We start from the raw sequence: 16,428 nt of genomic DNA, 5'->3' as shown, positions 1-16,428 counted from the left end.
GACAGGCCGCCGCGCTCAGGCGCGGTTTTCCAGCAAATCCAGCAAGGTATTCAGCGCCGCCTTGTCGTCAGCCGTGTATTTCGCCACCCGGCTGCGCCACAGGGTGGCCTGCGACTTCAGCACCAGGCCGTCGCTCAGCAGCTTCAGGTGGTTTGCCCGCAGGGTTTCGCCGGTAGAGGTAATATCGGCCACCATCTCGGCGGTTTCGTTCTTCACCGTGCCTTCGGTTGCGCCCTGGCTGTCCACCAGCTGGTAATCCGCCACGCCCGCATCGGTCAGGAATTCCCGCACAAGCCGGTGGTACTTGGTGGCAATGCGCAACCGGTGGCCATGCTGCGCCCGAAACGCCGAGGCAGCCGCATCCAGGTCATCCAGCGTGTCCACGTCGATCCAGAACTGCGGCACCGCCAGCACCAGGTCGGCATGGCCGAACCCCAGCTCCGCCAGGTCTTCCACCTGCTGTTCGAACCGCGGCAGCTTCTCCTGCACAAGGTCGGTGCCAGTGACGCCCAGGTGAATGCGCCCGGCTGCCAGCTCGCGCGGGATCTCGCCCGCCGACAGCAGCACCAGCTCCATGTTCGACACGCCCTCGACCGCGCCGGCATATTCGCGGTCGGACCCGGTGCGCGACAAGGTCACGCCGCGCTTGGCAAACCAGTCGAAGGTCTTCTCCATCAGCCGCCCCTTGGACGGCACGCCCAGCTTCAAGGTCATGCGCGCGTCTCCTCAAGCTGCAGCATCAGGTCGGGGCGCAGCACGCCGCCCACCGCCGGGATCTCCTCGCCGTCGCCCAGCTGCCGGGTCAGCGCGTCATAGCGCCCGCCGCTGGCGACCGGCGGCAGATCGGGGCGCGCCTCGGCATAAAAGCCGAACACGAACCCGTCATAATACTCCATCGAGGTGCGCCCGTAGGACGCCTCGAAATCCAGGTTCTCGACGTCCACGCCGCGCGCCTTCATCGCTGCGGTGCGCGCATCCAGCCGGTCCAGCGCCGCGTTGATCTGCGGCAGGTCCACGGCAATATCGCGCATCTGCTCGGTGGCAAACGGCACCGTCTCCCGGACCGCCATCAGCGCTTCCAGCGCCAGCAGCTCGTTTTCGGAAATCGGCGGCGCCTTGGCATCCTCGCGCAGCGCATCGACCCGCGCCTGCACCTCTGCCGCACGGCGCTTGCCCAGCTCCACTGCCGAGCCGGTCAGATCGCCCTCGGTTTCCAGCAGCTTCCTGCGGCTTTCCGGCACCGGGGTGCGCCCTGCAAAGCGGTCCAGCAAAGAGCGGAACCGGCGCGGACGCCAGATGTGCCGCATCAGCGCCGCCTTGCGTTTGCCCGTGGTGTTCAGCCCCTGCACGGCGGCCATCAGGATGCCGATATCACCGGTCGCAGCCCGCAAGGGCAGTCCCCGCACCTGCAGCGCAAACAGCGAAAACACCTCGGCATCCGCCGCCGCGGCATCATCGCGCTCGAACACCTCATAGCCGACCTGCAGGTATTCGTTGGGCCGGTCCGGATCCATCTCCTGACGCCGGAACACTTCGCCGGAATAGGTATAGCGCGCAGGCTCCGCCCCGTGGCGCATATGCGCCTCCACCACCGGCACGGTGAAGTCCGGGCGCAGCATCTGCTCGCCCCGCAGCGCGTCCGAGGTCACATAAGCGCGCGCCCTGATGTCCTCGCCGTACAAATCCAAAAGCGTGCCAGCGGGCTGCAGCAGCGGCGTGTCCACCACCTGCGCGCCTGCGGCCTCGAACCGGAGCCGCAGCATCGCAGCACGGGCCTGTATCTGGGATTGAACCGCCATAATCAGCCCTGCCCGTCAAGGATTTCACGCACCTTGGCCACCAGTTCCGTGCGGGGCACTTCAAACTGGCTCGGGCGTTCCTTCCACTCTTCCAAGGTCGCGCTTTCGGCGATCTTCGCCCCCAGGATCAGGTCCTTGATCTGCACCACGCCATTGGCCTTTTCGTCGCCGCCTTCGATCACGGCCACCGGCGAATTCCGCTTGTCCGCATACTTCAGCTGGTTGCCGAAGTTCTTGGGGTTGCCCAGATAGACTTCGGCCCGGATGCCCGCGTTGCGCAGCTCCGCCACCATCTCCTGGTAATCCGCCATCCGGCCGCGGTCCATCACGGTGACGACCACCGGCCCGGTAGCCTCCGCCGTCAGCCGCCCCTTGGCGTGCAGCGCCGCCAGCAGCCGGTCGACACCGACCGAAACACCGACCGCGGGCACTTCCTGCCCGGTGAAGCGCTTGACGAGGCCATCATACCGCCCGCCGCCCGAGACCGAGCCGAACTGCCGCTTGCGGCCCTTCTCATCCAGGATCTCAAAGGTCAGCTCCGCCTCGAACACCGGCCCGGTGTAATACCCCAGCCCGCGTACCACCGAGGGGTCGATCTCGATCCGGTCCTTGCCGTAACCGCCCGCGGCCAGCAGCTCGCCGATCTGCTCCAGCTCGGCAATGCCCTCCTGGCCAACCTTGCTGTCGCCCACGGCGGAGCGCAGGTTGGCAATGGTGCCCGCAGCCTCAGCCGCCTTGGAAGTGAGGAAGGCCAGCACCGGCGCTGCCTGATCGTCCGACAGGCCAACCCCGTCGATGAACGCACCGGAGGCATCCAGTCGGCCCTTGGTCAGCAGCTCGCGCACACCGGCTTCGCCCACCTTGTCGAACTTGTCGATGGTGCGCAGCACGTCGTCGCGCTTGGCATCGCCGTCGCCAAGTCCCATCGCCTCAAGCACGCCGTTCAGGACCTTGCGGTTATTCACCCGCACCAGATAGTCGCCGCGCGGGATGCCGACGGTCTCCAGCGTGTCGCTGAGCATCGCGCAGATCTCGGCATCAGCAGCCATCGAGGCGCTGCCCACGGTATCCGCATCGCACTGGTAGAACTGGCGGAAGCGGCCCGGCCCCGGCTTCTCGTTGCGCCAGACGGGCCCCATCGCATAGCGGCGGTAGGGTGTCGGCAGGTCGTTGCGGTGCTGTGCATAAACCCGCGCCAAGGGCGCCGTCAGGTCATAGCGCAGCGCCATCCAGTCGCCGTTGCCGTCGTCCTCGGTCTCCTGCCAGGCAAACACGCCCTCGTTCGGACGGTCCACGTCCGGCAGGAATTTGCCCAGCGCTTCAACGGTTTCCACCGCCGACGACTCCAGCGCCTCGAACCCGTAATGATGATACACACCCGCGATGGCCCGCAGCATCTCGCTGCGCTGGGTCACCTCCGCACCGAAATAGTCACGGAACCCCTTCGGCGTCTGCGCCTTGGGGCGGGGCTGTTTCTTCACTTTGGCCATATGAGGCCTCCTCACGGGTAGCGGTTTCACTCGCCCGGCGGTCTAGCGGAAGCAGGCCGCAACGGCAAGACGAAGCCGGCAGGAGCCAATGCCGCAGCAGATAAAGCGGGACGAGGGTTGCGCCGCCCCGTGGGGGGCGGGTCATGCCGGAGGCATGCTTTCGGCATGACGCGGCCCGGCCTCGCGTCCGGGCGGGACTTTGCATTTGAACGTTGCTCCTTTATGAGCCCCATCAAACCTTAGGAGGCACGCCATGCAGCATCTGGAAGAGCAAATCGCCCATCTGACCCGCAGCGTGGAGGAGATGAGCGACGTGATCGCCCGCCAGCAGAAGGAGATCGACGTGCTGACCCGCCGCGTCGCCATGCTGATGCAGCGCGAGGCCGAGCGCCAGCAGGACGGCGGCGGCGGCGTGGTGATCGGCGACGAACGCCCGCCGCATTACTGACGGCCTGCCGCAGGCGGCGGAAGAATTTTGACTGAAAATTCTTGCTCAGAAAATTTGCAATTTTCTGATTGCGGCCGCCCTGCCTCGCACGCCGCTAGCCGCCCTGGGCAGCCCCAAAGCCCTGCCCGACAATGCGCGCGGCCAGCTGCACATGCTCGGCCTGGCTCTCCCCTTCCGACAGCGCAGAAAGCGGAATGTCCAGTTCGTAGACCAGCTTGCCGCCGCCGATCGTCCTGCTGGCTTCACCCTGCAGCATCGACGGCACAATCTGGGTCAGCAGGCGGGTGCCGAACCCGGTTCTCCCGGCCCCGTCCTGAGGCAGCTCCGAATGCGGCGAAACATCTTCTTCCCACCGCAGCTGCAGCCGTTTCTGCCCTGGACCCTCTGCGCTGACCGCCCAGGTCACGCTGATCCGCGCATCCTCCGAGCCGTACTTTTGCGCGTTTGTCGCCAGTTCATGCAGCGCCAGGCTGATCTGCTGCGCCGCCTCCGAACCCGTCTTCACGTCCGGGCCGCCGACCGTCAGCCTGTCGCCAAAGGTCAGCTGAACCGGTTCAAGCTGCGAACGGATAACGCCCCCCAGATCGGCCGTGGCGCCCGACGGCTCCTGCATGACGGTCTGGGTGGCAGAGGCCAGCGCGTTCAGCCGCCCGGTGAAGACGCTGACGAATTCGTCCACGTTCGTGACGCCGCGCGCGCTCTGCCGCGCCATCGACGACACCACGGCAATCATGTTGTGGCTGCGGTGCACCGCTTCCCTCGCCGTGACGGCAAGCTTGGCGTTGACGTTCCGCAGTTCCGCCGTGCGCTCCTCGACCTGAACCTCAAGGTCGTGCCGCGCCTGCCGCAGCACATTCAGGGTCGCTTCATGCGCGGCCACTTCATCCAGCAGCTTGCTGTTGGCGTGTTCCAGATCGCGGCGGCCCGGTATCGCGACCAGAACCGGAACCAGCTTGAACAAGACCACCGCGGTGGTTGCCGACACCAAGCCGGTCGCGAGCTTCAAAAGGCCCTGTGCAGGGTAAACCGGCCACCAGAGCGTCACGATCGACACCGCATGGGTGAGGCCGCAAAGCAGGATGAAGGAGGCAAACAGCAGAACCAGACCGCGGTGCTTGATATCCTTGCGCTGCTTCAGAACCCTGAGCAGGGCCAGCGGTATGGCGAAATAGGCGAGGAATATCAGCACGTCCGATCCGGCCCAAAGGATCAGCAGCCAAGGCTCCCAAAGCAGGCACATGCCATGCGGCATGTATTGCCCGAAATCCAACAATGTCTGCACTGCGGCAACCTCCACTCCTATGGCGGAACCGGTGCCGGCCGGATCCATTCAGGCACCCAACGCGGTCCTGCACTCATACGTTGCATTAATTTTCCCGCGAGGGAACCCGCAGTGCAGGCACCGGGGTTTCCGTCAGTGGCCGAAGGCTCCCCTGCCCCTCAGATCTCCTCCACGTCCATCACCCCGTCGAGCGATTTCAGCGCGCCCTTAATCTGCGGGTTGATCGGGAACGCCTGGCCCAGGTCCATCTCCACATCGCCGGGCAGGCCTGGATCCTGAAGGTACATATAGACCTCGCCGCGCGCGGCATTGCGGGCCGCCGCCTTGGCATCCTCCAGCACCTGCGCCACGGTGCCCACCGCCGCCGCATCACTGAGGTAAACCCGCAAGCTGCTGCGCCCGGCATCGGCAATGGCGCTGTCCACCGGCCCGACTGAACGCACTAGCAGCTTCAGCTGATCGCTCTCCATCGTGGCCTCGGCGGTGATCACTACCTTGGACCCGGTCTCCAGATACTCGCGGGATTTCTCCAGCACCTCGGAGAACAACGTCACTTCAAACGCGCCAGACGGATCCGACAATTGAGCAAAGGCAAAACGGTTGCCGCGGGCGGATTTCCTCTCCTGCCGTCCGGCCACCACGCCTGCCATCTTGGCGATACAGGCACCGCGCTCGGCCTTGGCGGTCACCTCATCCAGCGTCATCACATCCTTGCGCTTCAGCGCCGGCATGTAATCGTCCAGCGGGTGGCCTGACAGGTAGAAGCCGATCGCCTTGAACTCCTCGCTCAGCCGCTCGGCCGGCAGCCAGTCCGGCACCGAGGGCAGACGCGGCTCCGGCAGGTCCTCGCCCGCCTCGCCGAACAGCGACACCTGGTTCGAGTTCCGCTGGTCATGCACCGCGGCGGAGTAGTCCACCAGCGCGCCCAGGCTCTCAAACACCCGGCGGCGGTTGGAATCGAGCTGGTCAAAGGCCCCCGCCCGCGCCAGCATCTCCAAGGGCCGCTTGCCCACTTTCTTGAGGTTCACCCGGCGGGCAAAGTCATAGACGTTGACAAAGGGACGCTCGCGGCCGTCCTCATTGCGGGCCTCAGCCACCAGCCGCATCACGTCCAGGCCGACGTTCTTCAGTGCGCCCAGCGCGTAGACCAGCTCCCCGTTCACCACGTTGAACGTCGCCAGCGAGCGGTTGATGCAAGGCGGCACGTATTTCAGCCCCAGCCCCTTTTTCACTTCCTCGAAGTAGATCGCCAGCTTGTCGGTCAGGTGAATATCGCAGTTCATGACACCGGCCATGAACTCCACCGGATGGTTCGCCTTGAGCCAGCCGGTCTGGTAGCTGACCACCGCATAGGCCGCCGCGTGGGATTTGTTGAAGCCGTAGTTGGCGAACTTCTCCAGAAGGTCGAAAACCTCGCTGGCCTTCTTCTTGTCGACGCCATTTTCCGCCGCGCCCTTCTCGAATTTCGGGCGTTCGGCGTCCATCGCCTCCTTGATCTTCTTACCCATCGCCCGGCGCAGCAGGTCCGCACCGCCTAGGGTGTAGTTCGCCATCACCTGGGCGATCTGCATCACCTGCTCCTGATAGACGATGATGCCCTGGGTCTCTTCCAGGATGTGGTCGATCAAGGGGTGGACAGAGGTGATCTCGCGCTGGCCGTTCTTCACCTCGCAGTAGACCGGGATGTTTTCCATCGGGCCGGGGCGGTACAGCGCCACCAGCGCCACGATGTCCTCGATACAGGTGGGCTTCATGCGCTTCAGCGCATCCATCATGCCGGTGGATTCCACCTGGAACACCGCCACCGTCTTGGCGCGGGAGTAGAGGTCGTAGGTGACCTTGTCATCCAGCGGAATGGCGTTGATCTGGTTCTCGGCGCCTTCCGGCGGGTCATAAAGCTGGGTGCCGTCCGCGGCGATATGCAGGTCGCGGCCCGACTGGAAGATCAGGTCCATCGCGTTCTGAATGACGGTCAGGGTCTTGAGGCCCAGGAAGTCGAATTTCACCAGCCCGGCCTGCTCCACCCATTTCATGTTGAACTGGGTTGCCGGCATGTCAGAGCGCGGATCGCGGTAAAGCGGCACCAGCGCATCCAGCGGCCGGTCGCCGATCACCACACCCGCCGCGTGGGTACCGGCAGAGCGCAGCAGCCCCTCAACCTGCTGGCCATAGGTCAGCAGCCGGTCCACCACCGGCTCGTTGCGGGCCTCCTCGCTCAGTCGCGGCTCTTCCTTCAGCGCGTCGGCGATGGACATCGGCTTCACGCCCTCGACCGGGATCAGCTTGGACAGCCGGTCCACCTGGCCATAGGGCATCTGCAAGACCCGCCCCATGTCACGCACCGCCGCCTTGGACAAAAGCGCGCCAAAGGTGATGATCTGCCCCACCTTGTCGCGGCCGTATTTCTCCTGCACGTATTTGATGACCTCCTCGCGGCGGTCCATGCAGAAGTCGATGTCGAAGTCCGGCATCGACACCCGTTCCGGGTTCAGGAAGCGTTCAAACAGCAGTGAATACCGCAGCGGGTCAAGGTCGGTAATCGTCAGCGCATAGGCGACCAGGGAGCCCGCACCGGAGCCCCGCCCCGGCCCCACCGGAATATCGTGGTCCTTGGCCCATTGGATAAAGTCGGCAACGATCAGGAAGTAGCCGGGGAACCCCATCCCCTCAATGATCCCCAGCTCGAAGTCGAGCCGCTCCTGGTATTCCTCGACGCTCACCGCATGGGGGATCACGGCCAGACGCTTTTGCAGGCCCTCGTTGGCGATGCGGCGCAGTTCGGCCACCTCGTCGTCGGCGAACTTCGGCAGGATCGGGTCGCGGCGGTACGCCATAAAGGCGCAGCGCTTGGCGATCTCCACCGTGTTCTCAATCGCCTCCGGCAAGTCGGCAAACAGCGCAACCATCTCTTCCTGGCTCTTGAAGTAATGCTGCGCGGTCAGCCGCCGCCGCGGCTCCACCTGGTCGACATAGGCGCCCTCGGCGATACAGATCATCGCGTCATGCGCCTCGAACATCTCCGTGTTCGGGAAATAGACGTCATTGGTGGCGACCAGCGGCAGGTCCATCGCATAGGCCATTTCCACATGGCCGCGCTCGGTCTGCTTCTCCGCCTCCGGCTGGCCATGCTCGCCCGGATGGCGCTGCAGCTCGACATACAGCCGGTCCGGGAAAATCGCCTTCAGCCGCTGCATCAGCGCTTCCGCCGCCGGACGCTGTCCCATCTGCAACAGCCGCCCCACCGGCCCGTCCGGCCCGCCGCTCAGGCAGATCACCCCGCCGGAATAAGTCTCCAGCTCCTCCAGCGTCACATGCGGCAGCTCGCCCCCCTGCCGCAGATACAGGCAGGAATTCAGCTTCATCAGATGCTCATATCCCGCCTCGCTCTGGGCCAGCAGCACCAGCGGCGCAGGCGGCTTGGGCCGCTCGCCCGGTGCCGGCTCCGTGAACCGCAGATCCACCTGACAGCCGATGATCGGCTGCACCCCCGCCCCGCTCGCCGACACGGAAAACTCCAGCGCCGAGAACAGGTTGTTGGTGTCCGTCACCGCAATTGCGGGCATTTCGTGCTTCTTGCACAGGTCCGGCAGCTTCTTCAGCCGCAGCGCCCCCTCCAGCAAGGAATACTCGGTATGGGTGCGCAGGTGAATGAATCGGGGAGAGCTTGTCATGCCGCCACGCTACCGTATTGCCGCAGCGGGGTGAACGGGCGAACTGCACAGCCCGCCTCCCGCAATTACGGAAGGGTCCCTTGCTATTTTCAGGATTTTTTTGAAGCTGTTTCGCCATCCAGCCGGCCCTGCCGCAAAGATACAGCTAAAAAGCATAAAAAATAACAGCATAGCCGCGAATCCCGCAACTTTATTGCGTCGCAGGTTACTGCAGTGCGGCGGCGGTTTTCCTTGCTTTGACAAGGGGATGCTCCCTAGGCTGTTAGCAGCAAGCAATAAACAGCCCGCCGCACCTTCTACGCCGCATCGAAGGGCGGCACATCGGGTCAACGGGGTAACGCGGCGGGTCTCGGGAAGATGGCACTCACCTTTCGTCTGAACGGTGAAACGGTCCGCATCACGGACGCACGCCCGTCAGTAACGCTGCTGGACTGGCTGCGCGAAGAACAGGGCCTCACCGGCACCAAGGAGGGCTGCAACGAAGGCGATTGCGGCGCCTGCACCGTCATGGTCACGGATTCACGCGGATCGAAGGCGTTGAACGCCTGCATCCTGTTCCTGCCGCAATTGCAGGGCAAATCCGTCCGCACAGTCGAGGGCGCCTCCGGCCCGGACGGCAGCCTGCACCCGGTCCAGCAGGCGATGGTGGACCGCCACGGCAGCCAATGCGGCTTCTGCACTCCCGGTTTCATCATGTCGATGGTCACTGCCCACGCCAACGGCGCCACGGATTTCGACGACCAGCTCGCAGGCAACCTCTGCCGCTGCACCGGCTACGCCCCGATCATCCGCGCCGCCGAGACCGCCAAGGATGCCGCGGTCCCGGACTGGATCGCACAGGAAGGATCCTTCATCTGGCCGGAAATATCCCGGGGGGAGGCCGCAGGCCGGGGGGCAGCGCCCCCTATGCTGCCGGGTTCCGCCGATGAACTGGCAGAGCTTTACGCCGCCCGCCCCGACGCCACCCTGGTCGCAGGCGCCACCGACGTCGGCCTCTGGGTCACCAAGCAACTCCGCCGCCTGCCGCAGATGATCTTCCTCGGCGGCTGCGATGACCTCAAGGGGATCGAGGTCACGGACAGCACCGTCCGCATCAAGGCCATGGCAGACATGAACGATCTGCGCGCCGCGATGGAGCCGCTGCACCCGTCCTTCGCGGAAATGCTGCGCCGCTTTGCCTCCCAGCAGATCCGCGCCGCCGCCACCGTCGGCGGCAATATCGCCAACGGCTCCCCCATCGGCGACACCCCGCCCGCGCTGATTGCCCTCGGCGCCACCCTGCACCTGCGCAAGGGGGACAGCCGCCGCGAACTGCCGCTGGAGGACTTCTTCATCGACTACGGCAAGCAAGACCGCCAGCACGGCGAGTTCGTCGAGGCTGTCAGCTTCCCGCGCCAACCCGACGCGCTCAAGGTTTACAAGCTGTCGAAACGCTTTGACCAGGATATCTCCGCGGTCCTCGGTGCCTTTAACGTGACCGTGATGAACGGCAAGGTGACCGCCGCCCACATCGCCTTTGGCGGTATGGCGGGCATCCCGAAACGCGCCGCCGCCGTCGAGGCCGCCCTCACCGGCCAGCAATGGGATGAGGCCACCATCGAGGCCGCCTCAGCCGCTTTCGATCAGGACTTCACCCCGATGACCGACATGCGCGCCTCTGCCGAATACCGGCTGGAAACTGCGCGCAACATGCTGGCCCGCTATTTCACCGACCTGAACGGCCAGCCGGTCTCGGTACTGGAGGTGCGGCCATGAGCGTCAGCAAACCCCTCCCCCATGACTCCGCCCGGCTGCATGTGACCGGCGCCGCCCGCTATGTCGACGACATCCCCTCGCCCGCGGGCACGCTGCACCTGGCCTTCGGCCTCTCCCCCATTGCCCGCGGCCATATCACCGGCATGGACCTCAGCGAGGTGCAGCAAAGCCCCGGTGTCGTGGCGGTGCTGACCGCCAAGGGGCTGCCCTTTGCCAATGACGTCTCCCCCTCGATCCACGACGAGCCGCTGCTGGCGGCTGGAACCGTCAACTATGTCGGCCAGCCGGTGTTCATGGTCGTCGCCGACAGCCACCTCAATGCCCGCATCGCCGCCCGCAAGGGACAGGTGGACTACACCGAAGAACCCGCCCTCCTGACTCTGGACGCGGCGCTGGCCGCCGACAGCCGGTTCGAAGAAGGCCCGCGCATCTATCAGAAAGGCGACGCGGCCTCCGCCATTGATGCCGCACCGCGCACCGTCGAAGGCACGTTTGAGCTGGGCGGGCAGGAGCACTTCTACCTCGAAGGCCAGGCCGGAATGGCCTGGCCGCAGGAGGATGGCGGCATGCATGTGTTTTCCTCCACCCAGCACCCGACGGAGATCCAGCACAAGGTTGCCGACGCCATCGGCCTGCCGATGCATGCCGTGCGGGTCGAGACCCGGCGCATGGGCGGCGGCTTTGGCGGCAAGGAAAGCCAGGGCAACGCGCTCGCCGTCGCCTGCGCCGTGGCGGCCCGGCTGACCGGCAAGCCCTGCAAGATGCGCTATGACCGTGACGACGACATGGTGATCACCGGCAAGCGCCACGCCTTCCGCATCTCCTACCGCGCGGGCTTTGACGGTGACGGCCGCCTGCAAGGCGTCGAGTTCCTGCATCTGGTGGATTGCGGCTGGGCGCAGGACCTGTCGCTGCCGGTTGCCGACCGCGCCATGCTGCACGCCGACAACGCCTATCTGATCCCGAATATCCGCATCGAAAGCCACCGCCTGCGCACCAACCGGCAAAGCGCCACCGCCTACCGCGGCTTTGGCGGCCCGCAAGGCATGGTCGGGATCGAGCGGGTGATGGACCAAATCGCCCATGATCTGGGGCTGGACCCGGCAGAGCTGCGGCAGCGCAATTACTATGCGCCGATGCGGAGCCCCGATGCCCCGCCGGGCGAGCCGCAAGAGACCTCCGGCCAGCCTGCGGACCCGGACGCCGACCTCGCCTCCCGTGGCGCGCCGGCGCAGCCCGCCAAGACCAGCCCGCCGCCCAAGGACGTGCAGACGACCCCCTACCACATGCCGGTCGAGGACTTCATCCTGCACGATCTGACTGCCGAGCTGCTGAAAACCTCGGACTACGCGGCACGCAAAGACGCAATTGCCAAGTGGAACAAGGGCCAGACGCATCTGAAGCGCGGCATTGCCTTCTCGCCGGTGAAATTCGGCATTTCCTTCACCCTCACCCACCTCAACCAGGCCGGCGCATTGGTGCATGTCTACCAGGACGGCTCGGTGCATCTGAACCACGGCGGCACCGAGATGGGCCAGGGCCTGTTCCAGAAGGTGGCGCAGGTCGCCGCCAACCGCTTCGGCATCCCGCTGGACATGGTCAAGATCACTGCCAGCGACACCGGCAAGGTGCCCAACACCTCCGCCACCGCCGCCTCCTCCGGCTCGGACCTGAACGGCATGGCGGTCAAGGCCGCCTGCGACACCATCCGCGACCGCATGGCCGAACATCTGGCGCTGCAGCACCAGGCCAGCCCCGGCGATGTGGTGTTTGACAACGGCATGGTGCGGATCGGCCAGGATGAGATGACATTCGAGAAGGCCGCGATGACCTGCTACCAGGGCCGCGTCAGCCTGTCGGCCACAGGCTTCTACAAGACCCCCAAGGTCGAATGGGACCGGATCAAGGGCCAGGGCCGCCCGTTCTACTACTTCGCTTACGGTGCAGCGGTAACGGAGGTGGCCGTCGACGCGCTCACCGGCGAGAACCGCATCCTGCGTGCCGACATCCTGCATGACGCCGGCACCTCGCTGAACCCGGCGCTGGACATCGGCCAGATCGAGGGCGGCTATGTCCAGGGCGCGGGCTGGCTGACGACCGAGGAACTGGTCTGGGACAATACCGGCCGCCTGCGCACCCATGCGCCCTCCACCTACAAGATCCCCGCCTGCTCCGACCGGCCTGATGTGTTCAACGTGAATCTTTTCGCCGGCCAGAACCGCGAGGACACCATCTACCGCTCCAAGGCGGTGGGCGAGCCGCCGTTCATGCTGGGCATTTCCGCCTGGCTGGCGCTCAGCAATGCGGTCTGTGCCTTTGGCGACGCCTATCCGGCACTCAATGCGCCTGCCACCGCAGAAGAGGTCTGGCGGGCAGTCCGGAGAGTGCGCGATGGGGTTTGACGTCCAGGAACTGCGCCGAGCGGTTGCCGCGCATGGCCGCGTGGTGCGGGTGGTGATCGCCGCCGTCCGCGGTTCCTCCCCGCGCGAGACCGGCACCGCGATGCTGGTGTGGGAGACCGGCCAGTCCGGCACCATCGGCGGCGGCACCCTGGAATTTGAGGCGGCAGAGGCTGCCCGGCGGCAAGTCGCCCCCAAGCAGATCAGCACCCATGCGCTGGGGCCGGACCTGGGCCAGTGCTGCGGCGGTGCGGTCACGCTTTTCAGCGAAGTTTATGAGGCCGAAGACCTGGCCGCGCTGGATAGCCACGTCATCGCCCGCCCGGCCAGCCCGGCGCTGATGCCGGTGGCGGTAAAGCGCCTCCTCGCCGGCGCCCGCGGCCAGGGGCAGACACCCGCGCCGCAGCTGGTCGAGGGCTGGATGATCGAGCCGGTGCATCAGCCGCAGTTGCCGGTCTGGATCTGGGGCGCGGGCCATGTCGGGCGGGCGCTGGCGGATGTGCTGGCGCCGCTGCCGGACCTGCAGATCACCTGGGTGGATACCGACGCCGAGCGGTTCCCGGACGGCATCCCGTCCGGCGTCACCGCGGTTCCGGCAGCTGACGTTGCGCTCCTTGTGCCCCATGCGCCTGAAAACGCTGCGCATTTGGTGCTGACCTATTCCCATGCGCTGGATCTGGCGCTATGCCACGCGCTGTTGGGCCATGGCTTTGCCTTTGCCGGGCTGATCGGCTCCAAAACCAAATGGGCGCGGTTCCGCTCGCGTCTTGCCGCCCTGGGGCACTCTCCCGGGGCAATCGCAAGGATCACCTGCCCGATCGGCGATCCGGAACTTGGAAAACACCCGCAGATGATTGCGGTCGGCGTGGCGGCGCAGCTGCTGCGGCACGGAAAAGAAGACGAACAGAGAGAGGACCGGCGCGCGTGAGTGTACCACTGTTGAGCCTGCAAGGCCTGACCAAGGCCTACCCCGGGGTTGTGGCCAATGACACCGTTTCCTTTGACATCGGCGAGGGAGAGGTTCACGCCCTGCTCGGCGAAAACGGCGCCGGGAAATCGACGCTGGTCAAGATGATCTATGGCCTGGTGAAGCCCGACAGCGGCAAGATGCTGCTGCGCGGCGAACCTTTCGAGCCGGCCGAGCCGCGCCAGGCGCGGGCGGACGGCATCGCCATGGTGTTCCAGCACTTCTCGCTGTTTGACGCGCTGAACGTGGCCGAGAACATCGCGCTCGGCATGGAGAACCCGCCGGAAATGCGCGACCTTGCGGCCCGCATCCGCGAGGTGTCGGAAACCTACGGCCTGCCGCTGGACCCCTTCCGCACCGTCGGCGACCTCTCCGCGGGCGAACGCCAGCGGGTCGAGATCATCCGCTGCCTGCTGCAGGACCCGAAACTGCTGATCATGGATGAGCCGACCTCGGTCCTCACCCCGCAGGAAGTCGATATCCTGTTCGAAACCCTTCAGAAACTGCGCTCCGAGGGCACCTCGATCCTGTATATTTCGCACAAGCTGGAGGAAATCCGCACCCTGTGCGATCACGCCACCATCCTGCGCCTGGGCAAGAACGTCGGCGAATGCACGCCCGCCGACACCTCGGCCCGCGACATGGCGGAGATGATGGTCGGCAGCACCCTGCAGACGCCGCAGCGCGAGGCCCGCGAATTCGGCCCCGTCGCGATGGACATCTCCGGCCTGTCGGTGCCGGCGCCTTCCGCCTTTGGCACCGCGCTCAAGAACGTGCATCTGACCGTGCGCAAGGGCGAGATCCTCGGCATCGGCGGTGTTGCCGGCAACGGCCAGGACGAACTGCTGGGCGTGCTGTCGGGCGAAACCCTGACCGAGGCCGACGCCGTGAAGCTGCACGGCGAGCCGATCGGCAAGCTGGGCCCCACCGCGCGGCGCAGGCTGGGTGTGCTGGCCGCGCCGGAGGAACGCCTGGGCCACGCCGCCGCCCCGGACATGAGCCTGACCGAGAACGCCATGCTCACCGGATCCGTGCGCGAGGGGCTGGAGAAGAACGGCTTCCTCGACTGGGGCAAGACCAAGGAGTTTGCCGAGCGCGTCATCAAGGCCTTCGACGTCCGCACGCCGGGCCCCGGCAATGCGGCGCGCTCGCTGTCGGGCGGCAATCTGCAGAAATTCGTGATCGGGCGGGAAGTGCTGCAGAACCCGGATGTGCTGGTGGTGAACCAGCCGACCTGGGGCGTGGACGCCGCCGCTGCCGCCGCCATCCGCCAGTCGCTGCTGGATCTGGCCGCCAAGGGCACCGCAGTGATCTGCATCAGCCAGGATCTGGACGAGCTGATGGAGATCTCCGACAGCTTTGCCGCCTTGAACGAAGGCCGCCTCAGCGCCCCGCGCGAGGCCGCGGGCCTGACGGTGGACGAGATCGGCCTGATGATGGGCGGCGCCCACGGCATGGAGGTGGCGCATGTCTGAGAGTTCGGGACGCCTCCGGCGGGAGTATTTTTGGAAAGATGAAAAGGGAGCCGCTTGAATGATCCGGCTTGAGAAAAGGCCGCAGCCGTCGCGCGCCTGGTCGATGGCGACGCCGCTGGTGGCGGTGCTGGCGACGATGTTTTTTGGCGGGCTGCTGTTTGCCGCGCTCGGCAAACCGCCGGTTGAGGCGATCCGCACCATTTTCTGGGAACCGCTGTTTGGCGAGTTTGCCTTCTACTACCGCCCGCAGCTCTTGGTCAAAGGCGCGCCGCTGGTGCTGATCGCCATCGGCCTGTCCCTGGGCTTCCGCGCCGGTATCTGGAACATCGGCGCCGAGGGCCAGTACATCATGGGCGCCATCTTTGGCGCCGGGGCCGGCCTTGCCTTCTACCCCTCCGAGTCGGTCCTGATCTTCCCCTTCATGGTCATCGCCGGCGCATTCGGCGGCTGGATCTGGGCGATGATCCCGGCGGTGCTGAAAACCCGCTTCGGCACCAACGAAATCCTGGTCTCACTGATGCTGGTTTATGTGGCCGAGCAGTTCCTGGCTTCGGTCTCGCTGGGCCTGTTGAAAAACCCGGAGGGCTTCGGCTTCCCTGGCTCCCGCAACCTGCAGTCCTGGGACGCCGCCCATAACGCCGAGCTGATCACCGGCACCGGCATGCATTGGGGGGTGGTGGCCGCACTGATTGCGGTGATCTTTGCCTATGTGCTGCTGAACCGCCACATGACCGGCTACCACATCCGCCTGACCGGCGAGGCGCCGCGGGCGGCGCGCTTTGCCGGCGTGAACCCCACCCGGCTGGTGCTGTTCTGCCTCGGCACTTCCGGCGCGCTGGCGGGTCTGGCCGGCATGTTCGAGGTCTCTGGCCCGTCCGGCCAGATCAGCATCGACTTCAACGTGGGCTATGGCTTTACCGCGATCATCGTCGCCTTCCTGGGCCGCCTGCACCCAGTGGGGATCCTGCTGGCAGGCGGGCTGATGGCGCTGACCTACATCGGCGGCGACATTGCGCAGTCGAACCTGCAGCTGCCCGCCGCGGCCATCCAGGTGTTCCAGGGGATGCTTCTGTTCTTCCTGCTGGCCTTCGACCTGCTCACCAATTTCCGCATCGCAATCGGCAAGCCGGAGGTGGCGTAAC

11 protein-coding genes are annotated in these 16,428 nt (G+C 65.7%); 6 read left to right on the top strand and 5 right to left on the bottom strand.

Going from position 1 to position 16,428, the window contains the following annotated elements:
• Nucleotides 1-15 precede the first annotated feature (15 nt).
• From hisG to hisS, 3 genes are read right to left on the bottom strand one after another with little or no spacing between them, the layout of a single operon-like run.
• Entirely contained in the window at nt 16-714 is a 699-nt protein-coding gene (gene hisG, locus AC5STI_RS00165; RefSeq protein WP_475050480.1) for an ATP phosphoribosyltransferase, read from the bottom strand.
• The gene (locus AC5STI_RS00160) at nt 711-1,799 is read right to left on the bottom strand and encodes an ATP phosphoribosyltransferase regulatory subunit (protein WP_495445151.1); all 1,089 of its coding nucleotides are present in this window, start codon (nt 1,797-1,799) and stop codon (nt 711-713) included. The genes hisG and AC5STI_RS00160 overlap by 4 nt, the downstream gene beginning before the upstream one ends.
• A gap of 2 nt (nt 1,800-1,801) precedes the next feature.
• The gene (hisS, locus tag AC5STI_RS00155) at nt 1,802-3,289 is read right to left on the bottom strand and encodes a histidine--tRNA ligase (RefSeq protein WP_495445150.1); all 1,488 of its coding nucleotides are present in this window, start codon (nt 3,287-3,289) and stop codon (nt 1,802-1,804) included.
• A 253-nt stretch (nt 3,290-3,542) separates the two neighbouring features.
• Here hisS and AC5STI_RS00150 point away from each other — a divergent pair, with 253 nt between their 5' ends.
• Nucleotides 3,543-3,737 carry a SlyX family protein gene (locus AC5STI_RS00150; RefSeq protein ID WP_475050475.1) on the top strand — a complete coding sequence of 65 codons (195 nt, stop codon included), beginning with the start codon at nt 3,543-3,545 and terminating at the stop codon, nt 3,735-3,737.
• A 94-nt stretch (nt 3,738-3,831) separates the two neighbouring features.
• Here the strand turns inward: AC5STI_RS00150 and AC5STI_RS00145 are convergent, their stop codons facing one another.
• Both AC5STI_RS00145 and dnaE read right to left on the bottom strand, forming a co-directional pair.
• On the bottom strand, nt 3,832-5,019 hold the full coding sequence (locus tag AC5STI_RS00145) for a sensor histidine kinase (protein ID WP_495445149.1): 1,188 nt from the start codon (nt 5,017-5,019) through the stop codon (nt 3,832-3,834).
• A gap of 158 nt (nt 5,020-5,177) precedes the next feature.
• The gene (dnaE, locus tag AC5STI_RS00140) at nt 5,178-8,690 is read right to left on the bottom strand and encodes a DNA polymerase III subunit alpha (RefSeq protein ID WP_495445148.1); all 3,513 of its coding nucleotides are present in this window, start codon (nt 8,688-8,690) and stop codon (nt 5,178-5,180) included.
• Nucleotides 8,691-9,047: 357 nt separating this feature from the next.
• Between dnaE and xdhA the strand changes: the two genes are divergently transcribed.
• The 5 genes from xdhA to AC5STI_RS00115 are packed head-to-tail and all read left to right on the top strand — an operon-like array spanning nt 9,048 to nt 16,427.
• Nucleotides 9,048-10,445, top strand: coding sequence for a xanthine dehydrogenase small subunit (xdhA, locus tag AC5STI_RS00135; protein ID WP_495445147.1), 1,398 nt, complete (start codon nt 9,048-9,050; stop codon nt 10,443-10,445).
• The gene (gene xdhB / locus AC5STI_RS00130) at nt 10,442-12,847 is read left to right on the top strand and encodes a xanthine dehydrogenase molybdopterin binding subunit (RefSeq protein ID WP_495445146.1); all 2,406 of its coding nucleotides are present in this window, start codon (nt 10,442-10,444) and stop codon (nt 12,845-12,847) included. Before xdhA ends, xdhB begins: the two co-directional genes overlap by 4 nt.
• A complete protein-coding gene (gene xdhC / locus AC5STI_RS00125) occupies nt 12,837-13,772 on the top strand; it encodes a xanthine dehydrogenase accessory protein XdhC (protein ID WP_495445145.1) in 936 nt (311 codons plus the stop codon). Before xdhB ends, xdhC begins: the two co-directional genes overlap by 11 nt.
• On the top strand, nt 13,769-15,286 hold the full coding sequence (locus tag AC5STI_RS00120) for an ABC transporter ATP-binding protein (RefSeq protein ID WP_495445144.1): 1,518 nt from the start codon (nt 13,769-13,771) through the stop codon (nt 15,284-15,286). Before xdhC ends, AC5STI_RS00120 begins: the two co-directional genes overlap by 4 nt.
• Nucleotides 15,287-15,344: 58 nt before the next feature.
• A complete protein-coding gene (locus tag AC5STI_RS00115) occupies nt 15,345-16,427 on the top strand; it encodes an ABC transporter permease (protein ID WP_495445143.1) in 1,083 nt (360 codons plus the stop codon).
• Nucleotide 16,428: the final 1 nt, after the last annotated feature.

It is taken from the genome of Leisingera sp. CC-HEC096, assembly GCF_059429235.1.
This window is presented reverse-complemented; position numbering and strand designations above follow the sequence as displayed.